Source organism: Bradyrhizobium sp. UNPF46, assembly GCF_006658625.1.
GTDB lineage: Bacteria > Pseudomonadota > Alphaproteobacteria > Rhizobiales > Xanthobacteraceae > Bradyrhizobium > Bradyrhizobium nitroreducens.
The window spans coordinates 1-17,244 of record NZ_LFJB01000098.1 but is presented as its reverse complement, the minus strand read 5'-3'; the positions used below and the strand labels follow the sequence as shown (position 1 = coordinate 17,244).

15 protein-coding genes are annotated in these 17,244 nt (G+C 61.6%); 7 read left to right on the top strand and 8 right to left on the bottom strand.

Annotated features, from left to right (window positions below; genetic code table 11):
- Nucleotides 1–20: 20 nt before the first annotated feature.
- Both UNPF46_RS33060 and UNPF46_RS33055 read right to left on the bottom strand, forming a co-directional pair.
- Nucleotides 21–1,382, bottom strand: coding sequence for a polysaccharide pyruvyl transferase family protein (locus UNPF46_RS33060; protein WP_142252858.1), 1,362 nt, complete (start codon nt 1,380–1,382; stop codon nt 21–23).
- 19 nt (nt 1,383–1,401) lie between these two features.
- Nucleotides 1,402–2,859, bottom strand: a complete 1,458-nt coding sequence (locus UNPF46_RS33055) for a lipopolysaccharide biosynthesis protein (RefSeq protein WP_142252857.1) — start codon at nt 2,857–2,859, stop codon at nt 1,402–1,404.
- A gap of 241 nt (nt 2,860–3,100) precedes the next feature.
- Between UNPF46_RS33055 and UNPF46_RS33050 the strand changes: the two genes are divergently transcribed.
- Nucleotides 3,101–4,246, top strand: coding sequence for a glycosyltransferase family 4 protein (locus tag UNPF46_RS33050; RefSeq protein ID WP_245448271.1), 1,146 nt, complete (start codon nt 3,101–3,103; stop codon nt 4,244–4,246).
- 17 nt (nt 4,247–4,263) lie between these two features.
- Here the strand turns inward: UNPF46_RS33050 and UNPF46_RS33045 are convergent, their stop codons facing one another.
- From UNPF46_RS33045 to UNPF46_RS33030, 4 genes are read right to left on the bottom strand one after another with little or no spacing between them, the layout of a single operon-like run.
- Nucleotides 4,264–5,355, bottom strand: a complete 1,092-nt coding sequence (locus UNPF46_RS33045) for an acyltransferase family protein (RefSeq protein WP_142252856.1) — start codon at nt 5,353–5,355, stop codon at nt 4,264–4,266.
- Nucleotides 5,352–6,461 (bottom strand): acyltransferase family protein, encoded by a 1,110-nt coding sequence (locus tag UNPF46_RS33040; protein WP_246668796.1) that lies wholly within the window; start codon nt 6,459–6,461, stop codon nt 5,352–5,354. Before UNPF46_RS33040 ends, UNPF46_RS33045 begins: the two co-directional genes overlap by 4 nt.
- A gap of 6 nt (nt 6,462–6,467) precedes the next feature.
- Nucleotides 6,468–7,775, bottom strand: a complete 1,308-nt coding sequence (locus tag UNPF46_RS33035) for a hypothetical protein (protein ID WP_246668795.1) — start codon at nt 7,773–7,775, stop codon at nt 6,468–6,470.
- A 37-nt stretch (nt 7,776–7,812) separates the two neighbouring features.
- The gene (locus tag UNPF46_RS33030) at nt 7,813–9,015 is read right to left on the bottom strand and encodes an acyltransferase family protein (protein WP_246668794.1); all 1,203 of its coding nucleotides are present in this window, start codon (nt 9,013–9,015) and stop codon (nt 7,813–7,815) included.
- A gap of 661 nt (nt 9,016–9,676) precedes the next feature.
- Here UNPF46_RS33030 and UNPF46_RS33025 point away from each other — a divergent pair.
- The 3 genes from UNPF46_RS33025 to UNPF46_RS33015 all read left to right on the top strand — a co-directional run bounded on the left by UNPF46_RS33025 (nt 9,677) and on the right by UNPF46_RS33015 (nt 13,140).
- Nucleotides 9,677–10,189, top strand: a complete 513-nt coding sequence (locus UNPF46_RS33025) for a hypothetical protein (RefSeq protein WP_246668793.1) — start codon at nt 9,677–9,679, stop codon at nt 10,187–10,189.
- Between the two features lie 32 nt (nt 10,190–10,221).
- A complete protein-coding gene (locus UNPF46_RS33020) occupies nt 10,222–12,453 on the top strand; it encodes a Wzz/FepE/Etk N-terminal domain-containing protein (protein WP_100177076.1) in 2,232 nt (743 codons plus the stop codon).
- A 399-nt stretch (nt 12,454–12,852) separates the two neighbouring features.
- Nucleotides 12,853–13,140: a hypothetical protein gene (locus UNPF46_RS33015; RefSeq protein WP_100177075.1), complete on the top strand. Its 288-nt coding sequence runs from the start codon at nt 12,853–12,855 to the stop codon at nt 13,138–13,140.
- 42 nt (nt 13,141–13,182) lie between these two features.
- Here the strand turns inward: UNPF46_RS33015 and UNPF46_RS33010 are convergent, their stop codons facing one another.
- Nucleotides 13,183–14,613, bottom strand: a complete 1,431-nt coding sequence (locus UNPF46_RS33010; RefSeq protein WP_100177074.1) for an undecaprenyl-phosphate glucose phosphotransferase — start codon at nt 14,611–14,613, stop codon at nt 13,183–13,185.
- A 610-nt stretch (nt 14,614–15,223) separates the two neighbouring features.
- Between UNPF46_RS33010 and UNPF46_RS33005 the strand changes: the two genes are divergently transcribed.
- Complete coding sequence (locus UNPF46_RS33005) at nt 15,224–15,961, top strand: metallophosphoesterase family protein (protein WP_100177073.1); 738 nt, start codon at nt 15,224–15,226, stop codon at nt 15,959–15,961.
- Nucleotides 15,962–16,014: 53 nt separating this feature from the next.
- Here UNPF46_RS33005 and UNPF46_RS33000 read toward each other — a convergent pair whose 3' ends face one another.
- The gene (locus tag UNPF46_RS33000) at nt 16,015–16,293 is read right to left on the bottom strand and encodes a hypothetical protein (RefSeq protein ID WP_174718915.1); all 279 of its coding nucleotides are present in this window, start codon (nt 16,291–16,293) and stop codon (nt 16,015–16,017) included.
- Nucleotides 16,294–16,441: 148 nt separating this feature from the next.
- Between UNPF46_RS33000 and UNPF46_RS32995 the strand changes: the two genes are divergently transcribed.
- Entirely contained in the window at nt 16,442–16,660 is a 219-nt protein-coding gene (locus UNPF46_RS32995) for a hypothetical protein (protein WP_142252854.1), read from the top strand.
- 211 nt (nt 16,661–16,871) lie between these two features.
- Nucleotides 16,872–17,132: a hypothetical protein gene (locus tag UNPF46_RS32990; RefSeq protein ID WP_142252853.1), complete on the top strand. Its 261-nt coding sequence runs from the start codon at nt 16,872–16,874 to the stop codon at nt 17,130–17,132.
- Nucleotides 17,133–17,244: the final 112 nt, after the last annotated feature.

Sequence of the window (17,244 nt, the reverse complement as noted above, 5' to 3'; positions counted from 1 at the left end):
TGCCGATGACATGAGGCCGTTCAGGCGACCTTGCCGCCGGCCTCCGGCACGATCCGCATCGCGCTCTCGCCCAGCAGTGGTGCGATGTTGGCGCGGGACAAGTCCATGACATCGGGCAGCGCCTGTCGTACCTGTGCGCCGACAGCCTGGTACGCTCCGAGGAAGTGCAGCAGAAACGTCTCGAAGCTGTCGCCGACGAGAAACTGCGACGGCGACAACAACAGCTGTTCGCTGACGCCGAAATGCGCGAACAGGCCCTGGAACTTGTCCTGGTAGGTAATTGCCGCAACGGGCGTTCCCTGGCCCAGCGCCGCAATCGCCAGATGCATGCGACCGGTGATCACGCCGTCGACCAGACCGACGACCGCCTTGATCTCACCAGCCGATAGCGCCTGGTCGACGTGATACACGTGATCGCCGAGCACGGGCTTGAGCCGATCGGCCAGAGGCCGCAGACAATTGTCGTCGGCGATCTCGGGACGGTAGTCGTGCGCGAGCAACAGCCAGCTCGCATCGTGCTCGCGCGACAGCCGCTCCATGGAGCGCGCCGCAAGCTCGATCATCTGCCGCAGCTTGGCCGGCTCCGGCTTCTTGAACAACATCGGATGGATGTTGAAGACGAAGACCCTGCGACCCTGCGCGCGCTGCCCTGCGATCGCGGCCCCGATCTGCTTCACCGTGGAGGTGTCGGTCCGCGGCCTCAGCATGAACGCCGCATCGGTGACGAGATGGGCGCGCTTGCGGGCGAAATCATCGAATCGCTGCAGGGATATCGCATCGCGCAGGTTCAGGACCACGCCCGGATCCAGCAGGCGGAACACCTCGCGCAGCGCTTTCGCCGGGCGCGAGTTGAAACTGAAGCCGAGCACGCTGACCTTGGCGCCGAACGCAGCCATCAGATCGGCAACCAGCAGCATGCGCGCGGCATCGACCGGAGAATAGTAACCGTCGAGCACATCGGCGCCCAGAACCAATCCGAAATCCGGCCTCGTGAGCGACAGCTCCTGCGCCACCGTCTCGTAGGAGAACGGCTGTCTCCAGAGTTCGAGCGGCTTGAAGCCCATCGCGCGCACGTCCTCGCTGGCCGCCGGGGTCGCGGTGACGACGAAGACCTCGAGATCCGGATAGGCCCGCTTCATCTCGCCGGTGGCCGCTTCGATCATGGCCTCGTCGCCGCGCGACTGATGGACGCTCCAGGGATCGGACGGAAGCACGACCAGCCGGCGCGGATCGTTGCGCGGTGCGACGTTGACGCCGACGTCCTTCCGCGCGATCTGCCACCTGCGCAGCTCGAGCAGATCGAGGGCCAACGGCGTGTTCTTCGCACTGTTGAGCCAGCCTCGGAGCTGCCTGCGTACGGGTACGGGGATCAACTGCTTCACGATATCCTCCTCGTCTTCATCAGGCGGTCGCGCCGCGCTTCACGACGAAATCAATCAGGGAAAGGACCTGCCTCCGCCAGAACAGCAGGAGGCCCGTCAGGTAGGTCACGCCAAAACAGGACGACAGAAGTCCGATCCGCAAATAGGGGTTCATGCCCGGCGTCGCCTCCCGGCACAGCACCACTGCGCCGTAAGCCAGGACGATCGCACAGAGACAGCCCGCAATCGGACGCAGAAACTGGCTCCAGCTCAGGCCCAGCATCCGGAGCGCCAGCGCGAACGTCACCGGAGTCACCACGAGCTGCGAGAATGCGAAGATCGTCGCGAGTTGACCGATGTCTCGCGACGGAAGCAGGAACATGGCCGGCACGACCGTGCAGCATTTGAGGATGTTGAGCAGGAAGACGTAGTTGGGCTTGCCCAGGGCGCCGAAATAGGCGCTGTTGACGAACTGCACGGTCTGGACCGCGCCGATCAGCATCAGCGGCCGCATCACCGCTTCGCTGCCGCCCCACTTCGCACCAAACAGCAGCAGGGAGAACTCCGGCGCGATCGCCGCGAGCAGCACGAAGACCGGAGATCCGATCAGCGCGCCGAGGCTGACGCTGCGCAGATACGCGCCCGCGATGCGGTCGCGCTCATGCGCGATCTTGGACAATGCGCTCAGCGCGACGTCCATGACCGCTTGGGTGAGCAGCTGCATCAGGATGAGGTAGACCCTCGCTCCGACCGTGTAGATGCCGAGCGCCGCGATGCCATACAGTGACAGGATGATCATGTCGATCGTCCGCACGATGGCGAAGTCCAGCAGCCTGTTCAGCACGACGTGGACGCTGTAGCCGGAGAGCTCGCGAAAGCTCTTGAGATCGTAGCCGCGCATCGGCAGCCATCGCGGTTGGCTCCAGAGCCACAGGCCGCTGATCGCGCTCTGAACGACCACCTGGATCACGAGGCTGAGAGCACCGAATCCGGCATAGGCGCAGGCGATGCCCACGACGCCGGACACGGCTGTTGCCACCATGGTCCGGACCGCAAGCACGCGAAAATCCATCTGGCGCTTGTAGAGCGCCTCCTGAAACAAGGTCGCGGTCCCGATCGGAAGCGCGAGACTGGCGGCTGTCAGCAGCGGCGCGAGCCCCTTCACGTCGAGCCAACGCTCGATATGCGGCGCGAGCTGCGCAATCAGAACGGCAAGCAGCGCCGAGGCTGCAAACGAGCAGAAAAAGGGCAGCGTCACGTCGGCAGGCTCGAGCGTGCGCCGTTGGATCAGCGCATCACCGAAGCCGAACTCGGCGATCGAGCTCAGGAGCAGCAGGATGAAGGCGACCAGCGCAGCGAGACCGAAATCCGCAGGGCTGAGCAGCCGGGCCAGAACCAGGAACAGCACGAATGACAGCGCCCGGCCGCCCCAATTCTGGGCAAGCGACCAGAACAGAGCCACCACGACCTGATGTTGCTTGCCCTGCGTGACGTTCATCAACAATTCGACCCAATTCCGACAAATCCAACCACAATCGCAGACTAGACGACGTGGCACGCGATGCTGCCGCGAGGCCACATCTCCGATCATTTCGGAGCAGTGATTGCTCGCTACAGTACGGCGGAGTGATGGCAATCAGATGAGCGCCGTCACGATTCCGATTTAAAGTGGAAGTGAGTTCAAATCGTGGACTACACTTCAATCGACCTTTGCGAAGTGATGCAAAATGGATGCCTTGATGAATTCGTCCGCTCCGCGTTCTGCCCGTAGCTCCAAGCGTTTGCGTGTGGCGATCTACGCGCCGCATTTTGCGGAATATTCCTATCGCCTGGCATCTGGACTGGCGCATCATTGCGACGTCCGCCTCGTGCTCAACGCCAAGGATGCGAACCAGCAATGGGAACTTGCCGATATCGCCGTGGCCGCACCCTTCCAGACACGAATTCGCGACCTCAGCCTGCGCCGCGGCGGCGCGATCGGCATCCCCGCGTCCTTCATGGACATCATATCGTTTCGTCCAGACGTGATTCATTGTCACGAAGTTCCGGAGATCTACACGTCCAAGCTGATCCAGGTGCTTCGCCCGTTTGGCATTCCGCTGGTCCTGACGGTCCACGATGCGATTCCGCATTCGGAAGGCGGCTCGGGCACCTCGCCGCGTGAGGATGCGTGGCGCGGGCGCATGCGCGCAGCCGCGTCGGTCGTCACCACGCATGGCGAGAGTTGCATTGCCGATTTTCGTCGGGCATCGCCCGACTTCAAGGGCGAGACGGTCTCCAGCATGCATGGCGTACTCATGGTTCCGCCGACCAAGGGCGCAGTCACCGCGCCCGAGCCCGCGCGCATCCTGTTTTTTGGACGGATGTGGGCTTACAAGGGCCTCGACGTCTTCATCGACGCGATCGACCTGCTGGCCCGGCGCGGCGTGGCGCATGAGGCGATCGTCGCCGGCCGCGGCCCCGAGATGACACGGCTCGGAGCGCGGATGGAGGCAATGCCGACCGTCAAGACCATCAATGCCTATATTTCCCCTGCGGATACCGGCCGGCTGTTTCAATCCGCCACCGTCGTCGCCTTGCCCTATAAGGATGCAACGCAGAGCGGCGTGCTTGCATCGGCCTACGGCAATTCTCGTCCCGTCGTTGCCAGCGCCACCGGCGGCATTCCCGACGTCGTCACCGACGGCGTCAACGGGCTGCTGGTTCCTCCGGGCGACGCCGCCGCATTGGCCGACGCGCTCGAACGCGTGCTGACCTCGAAGCCACTCGCCACGACATTGACGGATGGCGCGCGGCAAACCGCCGCCGGCATCTTGAACTGGGACCGCATCGCGGAAGGGTTGCTGGGCTCGTATCACAGGCTCGCCGGTCGTACTGTGAGCTGACTGCTATCGGGGATCTCTCAAACCGATTGCCCGACCTTCAGCGGTCGAAAGACCATGCTGCGGATCGCGCCGTCCAGCAGGCGCCTCAGCCTGACCTCGATCAATTCATAGCTGATCGCGCTTGCGACCAGTGACATCACCAGCCCGAGCCCGATGAAGGCCGCCCACAGCAGCCAGCGATCGACGCCGGCGGCGACCAGCTTCAGGCCGATCACCTGCAAGGGGAAGAGCACGAAAGGATGCACCAGATAGAGGCTGTAGCTGATCTTGCCGACATATTGCAGCGCCGGCGCACTCAGCGCCCGGCCGAGGCCGGAGTCCGGAGCGAGCACCATGCCGAACAGCAGGAAGCCGGGAAGCAGTCCCACGAACGGGTGAAACAGCATCAGGCTCGCATACATCGCCGCTCCGCAGGCAAGGCCCGCGATCAAGCCGAGGCGCCCGGGAATCGAGATGCGAAAGCCGGTGGCGCTGAACAGCATGCCGATGCAGAAGAAGGCCGTGATCGGCCAATGCAGGAGGCAGGCGACGCCCAGCAGGATCAAGGGCGCAGCCAGCATCCTGCCGCCGATACGCAGCATCGAGAACGTCGCGGCAAACCAGATGTAGAACGCCCACTCGTAGGTCAGCGTCCAGGCATTCTGCTGGGCAATGGGCAGGCCGAGCGCGTCCTGCACGAAGAACAGATTGGCCGCGAAGATCCCGAGATAGCTGGTCAGGTCGATGCCTCGGAAGAACTTGTAGCCGACGATCGGACCTATCGCGAACAGGGCAAGATGCAGGACGACGAAGACCGGCATGATGCGCAGGACGCGATCGAAAAAGAACCGGGGGAGCGACCCGTGCCGCACCAGGCTCGCCGGGATCAGGAAGCCGCTGATCATGAAGAACAGCTCGACTCCATGACCGCCGACATTGATCACCGATTGCAGCCAGAGCCAGAGCGGCGGCAGGAAGCCGGGATCCGGAATGTCGTACATGCCTCCCTTGGGCATGTCGTAGAAGTGATCCATCAGCACGCTGAGCGCCGCAATGCCGCGCAGCCCCTGCACCGACGGAACGAACGATCCGTCATAGGCCGTGCCCGGCTGCTGCAGGGTCCCGCTCACTCTGCAGCGCCCTGGGTGCTGAGCGCAGGCTCGAGCACCACTTTCTTTCGACGCGCCGAGCGGAACCGCTGTCCAAACGCGATGCTGGGCTTCTCGACGAATGTAAACGTCATCCAGCTGACGAGAAGCGACAGCGCCAGGATCACAGCCAGGAAGATCGACCATCCAATCGGCCCATCACCGAACCAGACGAGGCGATGGACGAAGACGATGACGAATGGCGACATCAAATAGACCGAATAACTGATCACGCCGACGAACGCCATCGGGCGCCACGCCATTCTCTCGCCGAACACCGCAAACCCGATGAAGACCAGCGCCGCGCAGACATAGGCCGATCCGATCGAATAGCTGTAGAAGAAATTCTCGTGATACACGCCGCCGAACCGCCGGTCAGACAGCGTGATGGCGAAAATCGCATACAGCAGCGTGCAGACCGCCACGTGGGTCCATCGCAGCTTTCCGCCGATGACGGTATCGCGGATGATCTTGCCCAGGAACATCGCCGACAGGTTCAACCCGACCTCCATCACCGAGGAGACGGTCCTGTTCTCCACCAGGAGCGCAGCGCTGGTTCCGACCAGCGCGGCCGCAATGACGATCGTGACCGCCGTGAAGCGCCGGTTCAGCAGCCCCATTGCAAAGAGGATGGTGCACCCGACGTAGAACAGCAGCTCGATTGCCAGCGTCCAGTAGAACACCCAGAGATTCGGGACGTTCACGAACGTCTGCAACATCGTCACGTTCGCGGCGATCTGCCCCAGCGGATAGATCTTCGACTCCATCAGCTGCATCGTCACGAGCCCGACCACGAGCGAGGTCCAATAGGCCGGATAGAGCCGGAAGAAGCGGCTGATCGCAAAATCGCGCACGGGCGTGGCGCTGTCCGGAAAGCTGAACGGAATGACGAAGCCGCTGACGAAGAAGAACAGCACGACGCCGAACCGGCCGAAGTTCATGTAGTAGCCGAACACATCGTGGATCGGCCAGTAAAACGCGCCCGTCGGGTGCTTCTCGACGATGATCTCGAAGACATGCTGGACCAGGACCGACAGCACGGCGATGCCGCGCAGCGTGTCGATGAATGCGAGCCGTTTATGCATCATTCGTTCTCACCTGCTTCCGCTCGCCGCCGGCACATCCGGGCGGAAGCCCTCCAATGACGGCACCGGTGGCCGCATGACAATCGGCACGGCGTCGCCGGCCCGTGCGGAGGTCGCACGGCGCGAGAACACTTCGCTGAAGCTCAGTGCGATGATCAAGAGGCCGGACGCCGGGCCGTAGTTCAACACCGTGATCGTGAACAGATTGACGACGAAGATCAGCGTCAGCTTGTAGACGTCGGTGGCTCCGAACGTCGCCCGGAACACCATCACCATGAATGCCACGAACGGGAGACCGAACATCAGATAGGTCCCGATGTAGAAATTGTCGACGGGCACCCAAAATGGCGCGAGCGGCGAGAACAGCTGCTGCGGATAGTTGAAGCAGCCTGCACCACAGCCGGTCACGAGGCCGATGGGCATGAGCTGGGTGAGATAGATGAACGGCTTTTGCCAGCTGTTGTTGATGCGATCGAGGATGCTGAAGAGGGTCGAATGCGGCACCGCGGCGGTCCCGGAAGCGACCACGATCATGAAGAACGGCACGAAGATCGAAGCATACGACCACAGCGCGATGGCCCGGATCGCGGGAAAGCGCGACTTCTCCGGCAGCATCCGCACCAACACCAGCAGGATCAGGTAGAGCACGAGGACGATCATCGTCGTCTTGCTCGTGGTCAGCTTGATGGCATAGATCGCGATGGAACCGAGCAGGAGACACCAGGTCGTGCCCATGCGGATCGACGTGATCGCGAACGACACCAGGATGAAGAAGGCGGCCATGGTATTGTCGGCAGCAAAGCCCATCAGGCGCTGGTCGTCGCCGCCATAGGCCCACCACAACCGGCCGGCCTCGCGCACCGCGCCGAAGGACTCGTATTTGTAGCCCACCCAGGGCATCAGGTAGAATTTCGTCAGGAAGACACCGATCACCGACAGGTAGAAGGTCACGGCGATGACCGACAGAAGCTTCTTGTATGAGCCGAGGCTCGAATCGCAGAAGCAGAATCCGACGAACACCGGCAGCATCATCTTGAACGACGAGACCGCTGCGTTGACCGTACCCAGCATGAAATAGCCGAGCACGAGCGACAGCATGATCTGCACCAACACCAGCAGGGCCAGCGTACTGCGATTGCGCAGGATGCAATGGACGAAGAACTGGATGAGGCACAGAACCGCGATGGCGTCGGGCACGTACCAGAGCGCGTTCATGTGATAGATGCTGGTGTAATAGCGGATCATGCCGCCGAAGGCGTCGCGGACCAGATAAGCCCCGAGCGCGATCGCCTCGATGTTGAGGCTGATCAGCGTCATTTGGGGTCGATGCAGCGCGAGACTCGTCATATCAGGCTCAGTTCGTCTGCCGCGCGGGGGACGCCGAGAAATCGGAGCGGCTTCCAAGCGCGTTCCGCATCAGCCTGCCGCCGGGGATTTCGACGTAAAGATAGGTGAAGTGGGAGACCGCGAGCACGGCGGCCAATGAGACCACGAGGTTCAAGGAGGCCGGCAGACCGGCCCAGACCGAATCGAGCACGGCGATCCGCCCTGCCCCGACGGCTCGCACGAAATATTCGGCGAGCAGCACCACGAGCGCGTGCACCATATAGATCGAGTAGGAACGTTTCCCGAGCCAGACCAGTGGCTTGGCCACCAGAATCCGCGGCACCAGCAGCGCATCCGGAAAGGCGAGCAGGCTGCCGAGGAAGATCGCGAACGTCACCGGCGCGAGGAAGGTCGACGCAGGATTGGTCTCCGCCAGGGACACCAGGACAATGCTGGCGATCATGGCGACGAATTGCAGCATGCCCTGAACGGCAGGACCCGGCCTGGCCGGCAGGCGATCGACGATCCTGACCGTGAGCACGCCCAGAAAGAAGCTCACGAAGCAGCGCAGGATGCCGAAATCGGTCTGAAGCCCGAGGCTCCTCTTGTCGAGCACGAAGATGATGAAGACCAGACTTCCGACCGCCAGCGCGCCGCAGAGGACGTAGAACCACAACAGGGAGCGCATGCGCTGGGCAAAGAGGACGATCAGGCCGAACACCAGATAGGTGTAGAACTCGACGCTGATGCTCCAGCTCGGCGCATTCCAGCTGAGATAGTCGACGAACCCCATCGAGTGCAGCAGCAGGAGGTTGAGAACGAAGGAATAGGCGTTGTTCACTTCGAACGCCGCAGGCGCCGCCACGACGACTCCCGCCATGACCAGGCTGATGCGCAGCAGGCGGAAAAGCAGATTCGCCATCAGCATGACGATGTGCAGCGGATAGACCCGCGCCAGCCGCCGCACCATGAACTCACGCAGGGAGAAGCGCCCGAAGTCGCTCTCGACATAGCTGAGCGACATGACGATGCCGCTGAGAACGAAGAACAGATCGACCAGGAGCCAGGAGCTTCTGAAGAACGAGCAATTGATCCACGCGTTGTGCGGAAACGCAGCGAGAAACGTCGGCATCAGCAGCAAATGGTGAATCACCACCGAAGTCGCGGCGACGCCCCGGATGCTGTCGAGCGGCAGGACATGCGCCTTCTCACGATGAATCAACTCCGTCACATCAACATTCCCAGCTATTGCACCGCAACAGTTTGTATCAGGATTTGCGCGCGTTCAATCTCTGCGATCGCGGGCTCGCATTCGACGCATGACGATCGACGATAATTTCAACGCTCGCTTTTCATTCGGACATGCGAGCGCCAAGTTCACGCCACTTTTTTCAAGAGACACCGCACGTCGGCGCGCAAATCAATTCGCGCGCGATGATTGCGAGCATTTGCGTACAAAGTGTGCGCGAAATCCGGCGCTGGTGCGATCAAGATCAAGATGCGCCGGAGCACTGATTTCACCGCAGTAAATGTCGCGCTGATAATTTTCTCACGGAGGGAACTAACGGCTCGCTTGCGACTTGTGTCGGTTTTGCGACGACCGCTTGTGCTGCGCGGGCGTGCAAACGCCTCATATGTTTTCAGGTTGCAACATTCCTAGGCGCAAGATGCCGATCTCCCGGGCATTGTATTTCTTCATTTTGCAACCGAACGGGAGAGTCGATGCGATCGTTATCACTGACAACATGAACTCAACTTTTGCGTCGCACAAAATTTGACACAGTTACCTGTCAGGTTTCGCGTGTTCTCCGATTGCAACAGGGAGCAAAGGGACACGGATGGGCCGCGGACTAACAATTCGTCATGCAAGGGCGCGATGGCTGCCGATCGTCTTGGCAAGTTCTGCCTTGATCGTGTCGAGCATCGATGCCTGCCGCGCTCAATGCGTCGAACTTTCGGATCGTGCCTCGCAGCTCGAGCTCGACACGTTCGTCAAGTCGCCCTCCTCGCTCCTGGAGCGGCTGCGCAATGACAAGGAGAAGCTGAGGTTCCGGCTCGCCACCTATATCGCCACCAATCCCTCGGTGTTGCCGTCCGTGCAGAGCCTGATCTCGGCCTCGGCTTCAACCGATCGTTCGGCTATCGGCGCCGCGCTGAAGATTGCCGAGGGGCGGTGCACGTCCACGAAGCCGGACGCGGCGCGCAAGATCAAGGACTTCGTGCAGCGAATCGGCGATCTCAACGTGCAGGCAGGTTATTCCGCCGCGGGTGACGACAGCTCCGGCATCCCGGCTCAATCGCAAGCCAAGGGCCCGGCGCAACCGTCGCGCGGCGGGGCGCTGCTCGAGGGTGAGTGGAAGACCAAGCTGGCCAATCCGTTCAAGCCCGTCCCCCTTCCGAATTGATCTGCGATCATCAAGAGGCAGCGAATTAGACAATGTATCAGCCCAGAGAACATTTCCAGTCGGGCCACAGATTCGGGATCGAGTTCGGCGGAGCCGTCCTCAGCTTCGAGCGAGTGGCCGACGTCCTGCGCCGGCAATGGCCGGTCGTCGCGGCGTGCACCGGCGCCGCGCTGGCCCTGGTGCTCGTCTATCTGGTCACGGCGCAACCCATGTACACGGCCAATGCCCGCATCATGATGGATACGCGCCAAGCCCAGGTGCTGGACAAGGACAGCAACGCCAATAGCGCCCTCATCGACACCGGCTATGTCGACAGCCAGGTCGAGGTCATCAATTCGGATGACCTGATTCTCTCGGTCGTCCGTCGCCTGAAATTGACTGAAGATCCCGAGTTCAACGGCTCCAAGCCGGGCCTTCTCTCCGTCATTCTCGGCAAGGTGACGTCGCTGTTCAGCTCCGGCGAACCGGCATCGCAGGATCAGCTCGAACATGCGGTGGTCGAGCAGGTTCAGAAGAACCTGAGAACGGAACGCGTCCTGACGACCTACGTCCTGTCGCTGAACTATCGCGCACGGACCCCCGACAAGGCCGCCAAGATCGCCAACGCCATTGCCAAGGCCTATCTCGTCGGCGCCCTGGAAGCCAAATATGAGTCCACCAAGCGGGCCACCGAGTGGCTTCAGCAGCGCAGCATCGAGCTGAGCGAGCAGGCCTCGGCCAGCGACCGCGCGGTGCAGACGTTCAAGGCCGAACACAACATCGTCGGGACCAGCCGCGGCCTGATGTCCGAACAGCAATTGTCGGACCTGAACACGCAGCTGGTTCAAGCGCGGGCGGCGACGGCCGAAGCCAAGGCCCGGCTCGACCGCATCAACACCATTTCGGACCAGGATGTCGCGCAATCGACGGTGACCGACGCGCTCAACAACTCGGTCATCACCCGCCTCCGGGCCCAATATCTCGACCTCCAGGCCCAATATGCCGACTGGTCGAGGCGCTATGGCAAGCAACATCTGGCTGCGGTCAATCTGGCCAACAAGATGGATGAGCTGCGCAAGAACATGGCCGACGAACTGCATCGGATCGGAGACGCCTATCGCAGCGACTACGAGATCGCGAAGAGCCGCGAGGCTTCTCTGGACAAGAGCGTCAAGGATCTCGTCGCTCAGGCCGGCCACACCGGCCAGGCCGAGGTCAAATTGCGCGACCTCGAAAGCGCCGCCGACACCTATCGCAACCTCTACAACAACTTCCTCGAGAAGCTGCAGAGCGCGACGCAGAACCAGAGCTTTCCGCTCAGCGAGTCGCGCCTGATCAGCACCGCCACCAAGCCGGATCGCAAGAGTTCGCCGCGCACGGTGCTGGCGCTGGTGGGGGGCCTGGTGGGCGGCCTCTGCCTCGGCTTTGGCGTCGCATTCGGGCGTGAGCTGCTCAGCGACGTCCTGCGGACCCCCGGCGAGGTCGAGGATGAGCTCGGCGTGAAGTGTCTCGGAGTCCTGCCCGACATTCGTCCCCCGACGAAAACCGGCGCGTTGCTTTCGACCTCCGCGAAGACCGGTCCACCCGATCTGTCCCGCTACGTCGTCGACCATCCGTTCTCGCGGTTTGCCGAGACGTTGCGGAACATCAAGGTATCGATCGACGTTGCGCGCCTGACCCGCGAGATCAAGGTGATCGGCATCGTGTCGTCTCTCCCCAAGGAGGGAAAGACGACGGTAGCGGCCAACTTCGCGCAGCTGATCGCCCTCACCGGACATCGCACGGTCCTGATCGACGGCGATCTGCACACGCGTTCGCTCACGCGAGAGCTCGCACCGAACGCCACGACCGGACTGGTCGAGGCGCTCAGCGATCCGGCCAACCTCGGCTACCATGTGCAGCGAAGCAAGGAGACGGGCCTCGATTTCCTGCCGTCCGTCGTGGCCTCCCGCATGGTCAATTCGGCCGACGTCATTGGATCAAAGGCGATGGCGGAGTTGCTCAAGGTGCTGAAAGAGCATTATGAGTACATCGTGATCGATCTTGCCCCGGTGATGCCGGTGGCGGACTCAAAGGCCGTCAGCTTCCTGATCGATGCCATGGTCTATGTGATCGAGTGGGGACAGACGACACGAAGCGCACTTCAGGAGTCGGTTTCCGGATCGGAAGTCCTGCAGAAGAAGCTGCTCGGCGCCGTGCTCAACCGCGCCAACCCGAAGATGCTCAAGCGCATCGAGGCGTACAAGGGCAAGCACCACAACAGCTACTACGTCGAGCACGCCTAGTTTAGGCGGAGGCGCGCCGCCGCCCCAACCGAACTGAAACGACTTCAGGCCCGCTGCCATCTGGCAGCGGGCCTTTGTTCGTGCTGTGCGGAACTGTCGCCTGAACACGATCGCGTGCGCCTTCGCGCACGAGGCCAAAGATCGCACCGGGCCCCCGGACTGCCCAGGCCTCCGTATTCGTCCGGAATCCACAACTTGCAGTTATTGCTCTAGCCAAAAGCAAGGATTGACGAAGACGTTGATGGCTAGGACAGTGTGCCAATTGGCGATCATCATCGACAAGACGAGACAATCCGGTCCTCGCCGCCTCGAAATGCCGAAACTTTGGGCATCTTTCCTTCTGGGTTCCCTGAAGCTAAGCTCGGCTGATATTTGTAGTTCTTTTCCGGCGGGCTCGGAATGCTGATCGTCCTGACGATTTTGACTATTTGGGTTCTGCTCAACATCCTGTTCGTGTTGGTCGTCGTGCCTCCACGCAAGCCCCGTCGGCAGTCAATGGCGACGACCCTTTCGCCCGCGCCCATCGACCCCAGCCGGCGTGACATCGACCAGGACGAACCGTTTTCGGTTCGCCAGGTCATCGTGTCCATTGCGATGGGGGCATTCTTCGTGCTGGTGCCGCCGCTGCTCGCCTTGCGCGATGCAGTCATGCGGCTCTTCGGCAGATCGTCGCGAGATGGAACCTGATCGATCGGAACCGCGGTTCCATATCGTCGGGAAATTGAGCGGCTAATAGGCTTCCTGAAACATCACGGCGGACGCCGTGCGGGCCATGATCTTCAGGTCGAGCCAGATGCTCCAATTGCTGACGTACCAGACGTCGTATTCGACCCGCTTCTCCATCAGATCGATCGTCGGCGTTTCCCCCCTGAACCCGTTCACTTGGGCCCAGCCGGTCAGGCCCGGCTTCATGTGATGCCGGTAGACGTATTTGCTGATGAGCTCGTCATAGTAGTTGTCATGGGCCAGCGCATGGGGACGTGGGCCGACCAGTGACATGTCTCCACGCAGCACGTTCCAGAGCTGCGGCAGCTCGTCGATGCTGGTCATGCGCAGGAAACGCCCGATCTTGGTGACCCGGGCATCCCTCTTGGTCGCCTGGGCAATCGTTTCGCCGTTCTCGCAGACGGTCATGCTGCGGAACTTCCAGATCTCGAACGGCCGGCCGTTGAAGCCACGCCGCGACTGGCGGAATATGACGGCTCCCGGGGAATCCAGCTTGATCAGCAAAGCAACCGTCAGCAGCAGCGGCGTCAGCATCACGAGCGCGAACATGGCCACGCCAACGTCGAGACAGCGCTTCTGCAACCGCTCGAGAATGGTGAGAGGCGGCCGCTGGATTTCGACCGCGACGGTTCCACTGACCGGCAGAAACGGACGGGTCACCAGATCAGCGACCGAATCGTCCGGCAACAGGCGTATGGGCTGCGGGACGGCGCGCAAATATGGGCTCAGCTTGCGGAGCATGGGCAACTCGTTCCAGTCGATCGCAAGCAGATATTCGTCGACGTCGGCCGAGCGCGACTGACGGATTACGTCGCGAATCTGCCGTTCCCAGTGGCCGTCATCCCGCTCGGCGCCGAGCACGAAATGGCGCATGACATCGAAGCCGTTCCTCCTGAGGTCCTTGAAGCGGCTCGAGGTGAAGTCGAGCGGCTTGAGGCTGAGCAGGATCACCTTGCGATCGACCAGCCGGCTTCGCGCAAAGCTGGTGCCGAACACCGCCTGCCAGACGAAGCGGAGGCTGATCAAGCCAACCCCGCCGATCACGGCGAAGACGATGACGGTGCCGCGGGACAGATTGTCCGTCGATTTCAGCAGAAAGGCGGCAACGGCCAGGATCGTCAGCGACGTCAGCCAGATCAACACCGCCTTTCGAAGCTGCCAGACGACGTTGAGCAGGCGATGCGTGGCATAGACGTCCCGGAAATAGGCGACCGCGACGAACACCACGCCGACGAACAACCCGGCTCCCACCGAAGCACTGTCGGCGGGCGAAGCGACGGCCGCTCCGTACAGTGAAGCCCCGGCAGCATAGCTCAACAGGATCAGCAGAAAGTCAGCAGCCATGACGACGATCTGGAATGGCCTCTGAAGAGCGTTACCGCGTGTCGACGACAGCGTGTGAGCGTTTTCAGAACCAAAAGTTGCAACAGCCATTCGAACCTCTGCCTATCGAGAGAGTGCCTGACGCTCATCGTGATGCTGAAGACTCGTCACTTCCCCGCGCGGAAAGTGTTGCGTGATCGCAGCGACATTGTGGCACCGCACGCAAAACTTTTGCGGCGCACGGATCATGCGCCACGTTGAAATGCTCAGCGAAATTCGGCGCGATGAAAATGTCGTCACAGTGATGACATACGAGCGAACGCGTTGCCCTATTTTGAATCAAGTTCCACGTTCGGCGCAAAGTCTGATCGTCGTGCGAGCGCATTTCGCTCATCTTTCAGGCGATGCAATTCCTCCGTTGAGCGCGACGAGTCATTTGCGAGAATTCCGATGGATTTCTATCTGGGCGTGCGCCTTGAAATCCGGTCCAGGCATGCAACTTTGCCGCGCTCTCGCACGCAGCAATGCAATTGTTGCGGACCGATCGTTCGCGCCCACCGCAGAACCAGGTGGGCAAAAAATTCCGCGCCCTTCTTTCGGCGTGATCGGGCCGGAGAACAGGGACGCTTCCTCAACGAACTCACGTTGTTCGTGTTGGATGGAAGCTCTCCGGTGCCGGCGACTTGGGGAAATTTTTCGACCACCCGATCGATTGAGCGCCATGATATCTCTCGCGCGACCACGGCCAGCCGTTCCCAAACCGCAATTGCCGGAAGGAGTTCGTATCTATGCGATCTCGGATATTCACGGATGCGCGCATCTGCTCCAACCCATGTTGCGGGTGATCGACGCCGACGTCGCCCGCAGCCGGCCGCGCTATGCGATCGAGGTCTTCATGGGCGATTACATCGATCGCGGCCCCGACACGCGCTCCACCCTCGATGTGCTGGTCGAGCGGAGCCGCCGGGGAAATGCGGTCTTCCTCAAGGGAAACCACGAGGCATTTCTTGTGAGGGTGTTCGAAGACCCTTCATTGTTCGAGGATTGGATCGCCGTCGGCGGGACCCAGACCCTGATGTCCTACGGGCTCGCACCGCCGGACCTGAAGCGCAACGAGCCGGCATCCATCTTGCGCGATCTGATTCGAGCAATGCCCACCGAGCATCTGGAATTTCTGGACAATCTGCGGCTGAGCTTCAGTTGCGGCGACTTCTTCTTCGTTCACGCCGGCGTTCGCCCGGGCGTTCCCCTGGCCGAGCAGACGGAGCGCGACCTGCTCTGGATTCGCGAAGAATTCCTGCAGAGCGAGGAGCAGTTCGGCAAATATATCGTGCACGGCCATACGCCGGTCCGCAATGCCGAATTCCTGACGAACCGCGTCAACATCGACACCGGCGCCTATGCGACCGGCAATCTCACCCTGATGAGCATCCAGGGCAGCCGCATGCTCGCGGTGTGAGGTGGGATCGACTTGGCCGCCACGGCTTGTCTACGACAGGTGAAGCGCTGCGCTCAATTGAGCAAGCACGGCTTCTCCAGCCGCGCACGCGTTTCGGCCATCCAATCGTGCCAGGCCCGTTCGTGCTTGACGTAGAGCTCCAGCCAACGCTCCCCATGCCTGTCCTGACGGACATGAGGCGGCTCGACGAGCAAATCGACGCCAAGGCGGGCCCCCGGATTGTCGAGGGCTTCGAACTCGATCGTCTCCGAGATCGTCAGCCCGACAAGCACGCGTTGTCCGGCGCCATCGACGATGTAGCGCCGCGGCGCGTCCTTCCTGGGTTCGCTCATCTCGTCATGCCCCATTCTTATGGTGAGATCCCCGGTGCCGCCAGGACGCCGCCGCTAGAAGGCTCGTCGGGCGTGGCCGAAGGTCGAGGCAGGAGTCGCCCCGGCCGCTCGATGCAAGATGCCACGGGATGAGTTTGCAGGACTTCGCATGACGCGCCAAGCACGCAGCGCGTATCCCAAGATGATGCCCGAGCCAAAGATGAAAGCGGAGACGAAGGCAGAAGTCATGAGAGCCGTCCTGGATGGTCCGGGACTCATCAAGAGCGAGCAGTGTGTCGACATCATGGTTCTGGCCGACTCCGGGGCGCCGAAAGATTGTTCATGCCTGATGTCCTGTGTGCAGGGAGCGCAAGTCTCGCGTGCATGAATCACGACGGGTAGGATCACTCTGCGAGAGACACTCATTGTAGAGAGAGACATCCTCGCGGACCCTCTCCTCCATGGCTGTTGCCCTTGAGCGGACCTGCCGCGCCTGCCCTCGAGCAGGAAATTTCGGCCGACCGACCAGCCCATGCCCTTGCAACCATCCGGGACCCGTCGCATTATTTCGCATCTCATTTGACCAGGGATTCAATCCAATGAACTTCCGTGCTGTTATTCCATCCATTGCCCTTGCCGCTTTCGCCGTCGCCTTGACAGCTTCCGTCGCGCCGGCCGCCGAGCTCGCGCTTGCGCATCACCGGGCAGCCTATGTCCAAACCGGGGTCGTGCTGTGGGACGACGTTTATCCGCCCGCGATCTACGGCCCACAGCCTCGCTCCGTCGAGGAAGTCGCGGCCATGAAGGCGCAGGCGCGCCCGGTCGCCCACCGCTGGTGGGGCTATTGGTACGTCCGGTGAGCGCGGAGGCGCTTCTGGGGAAAGAGCCCTAAAGCGCGATGAGATTTGGATGAATCGTCATCGCGCTTTAGGTTGTTGTTTGCGCATGATCTTTCCGGAAAACCGCTTCGCA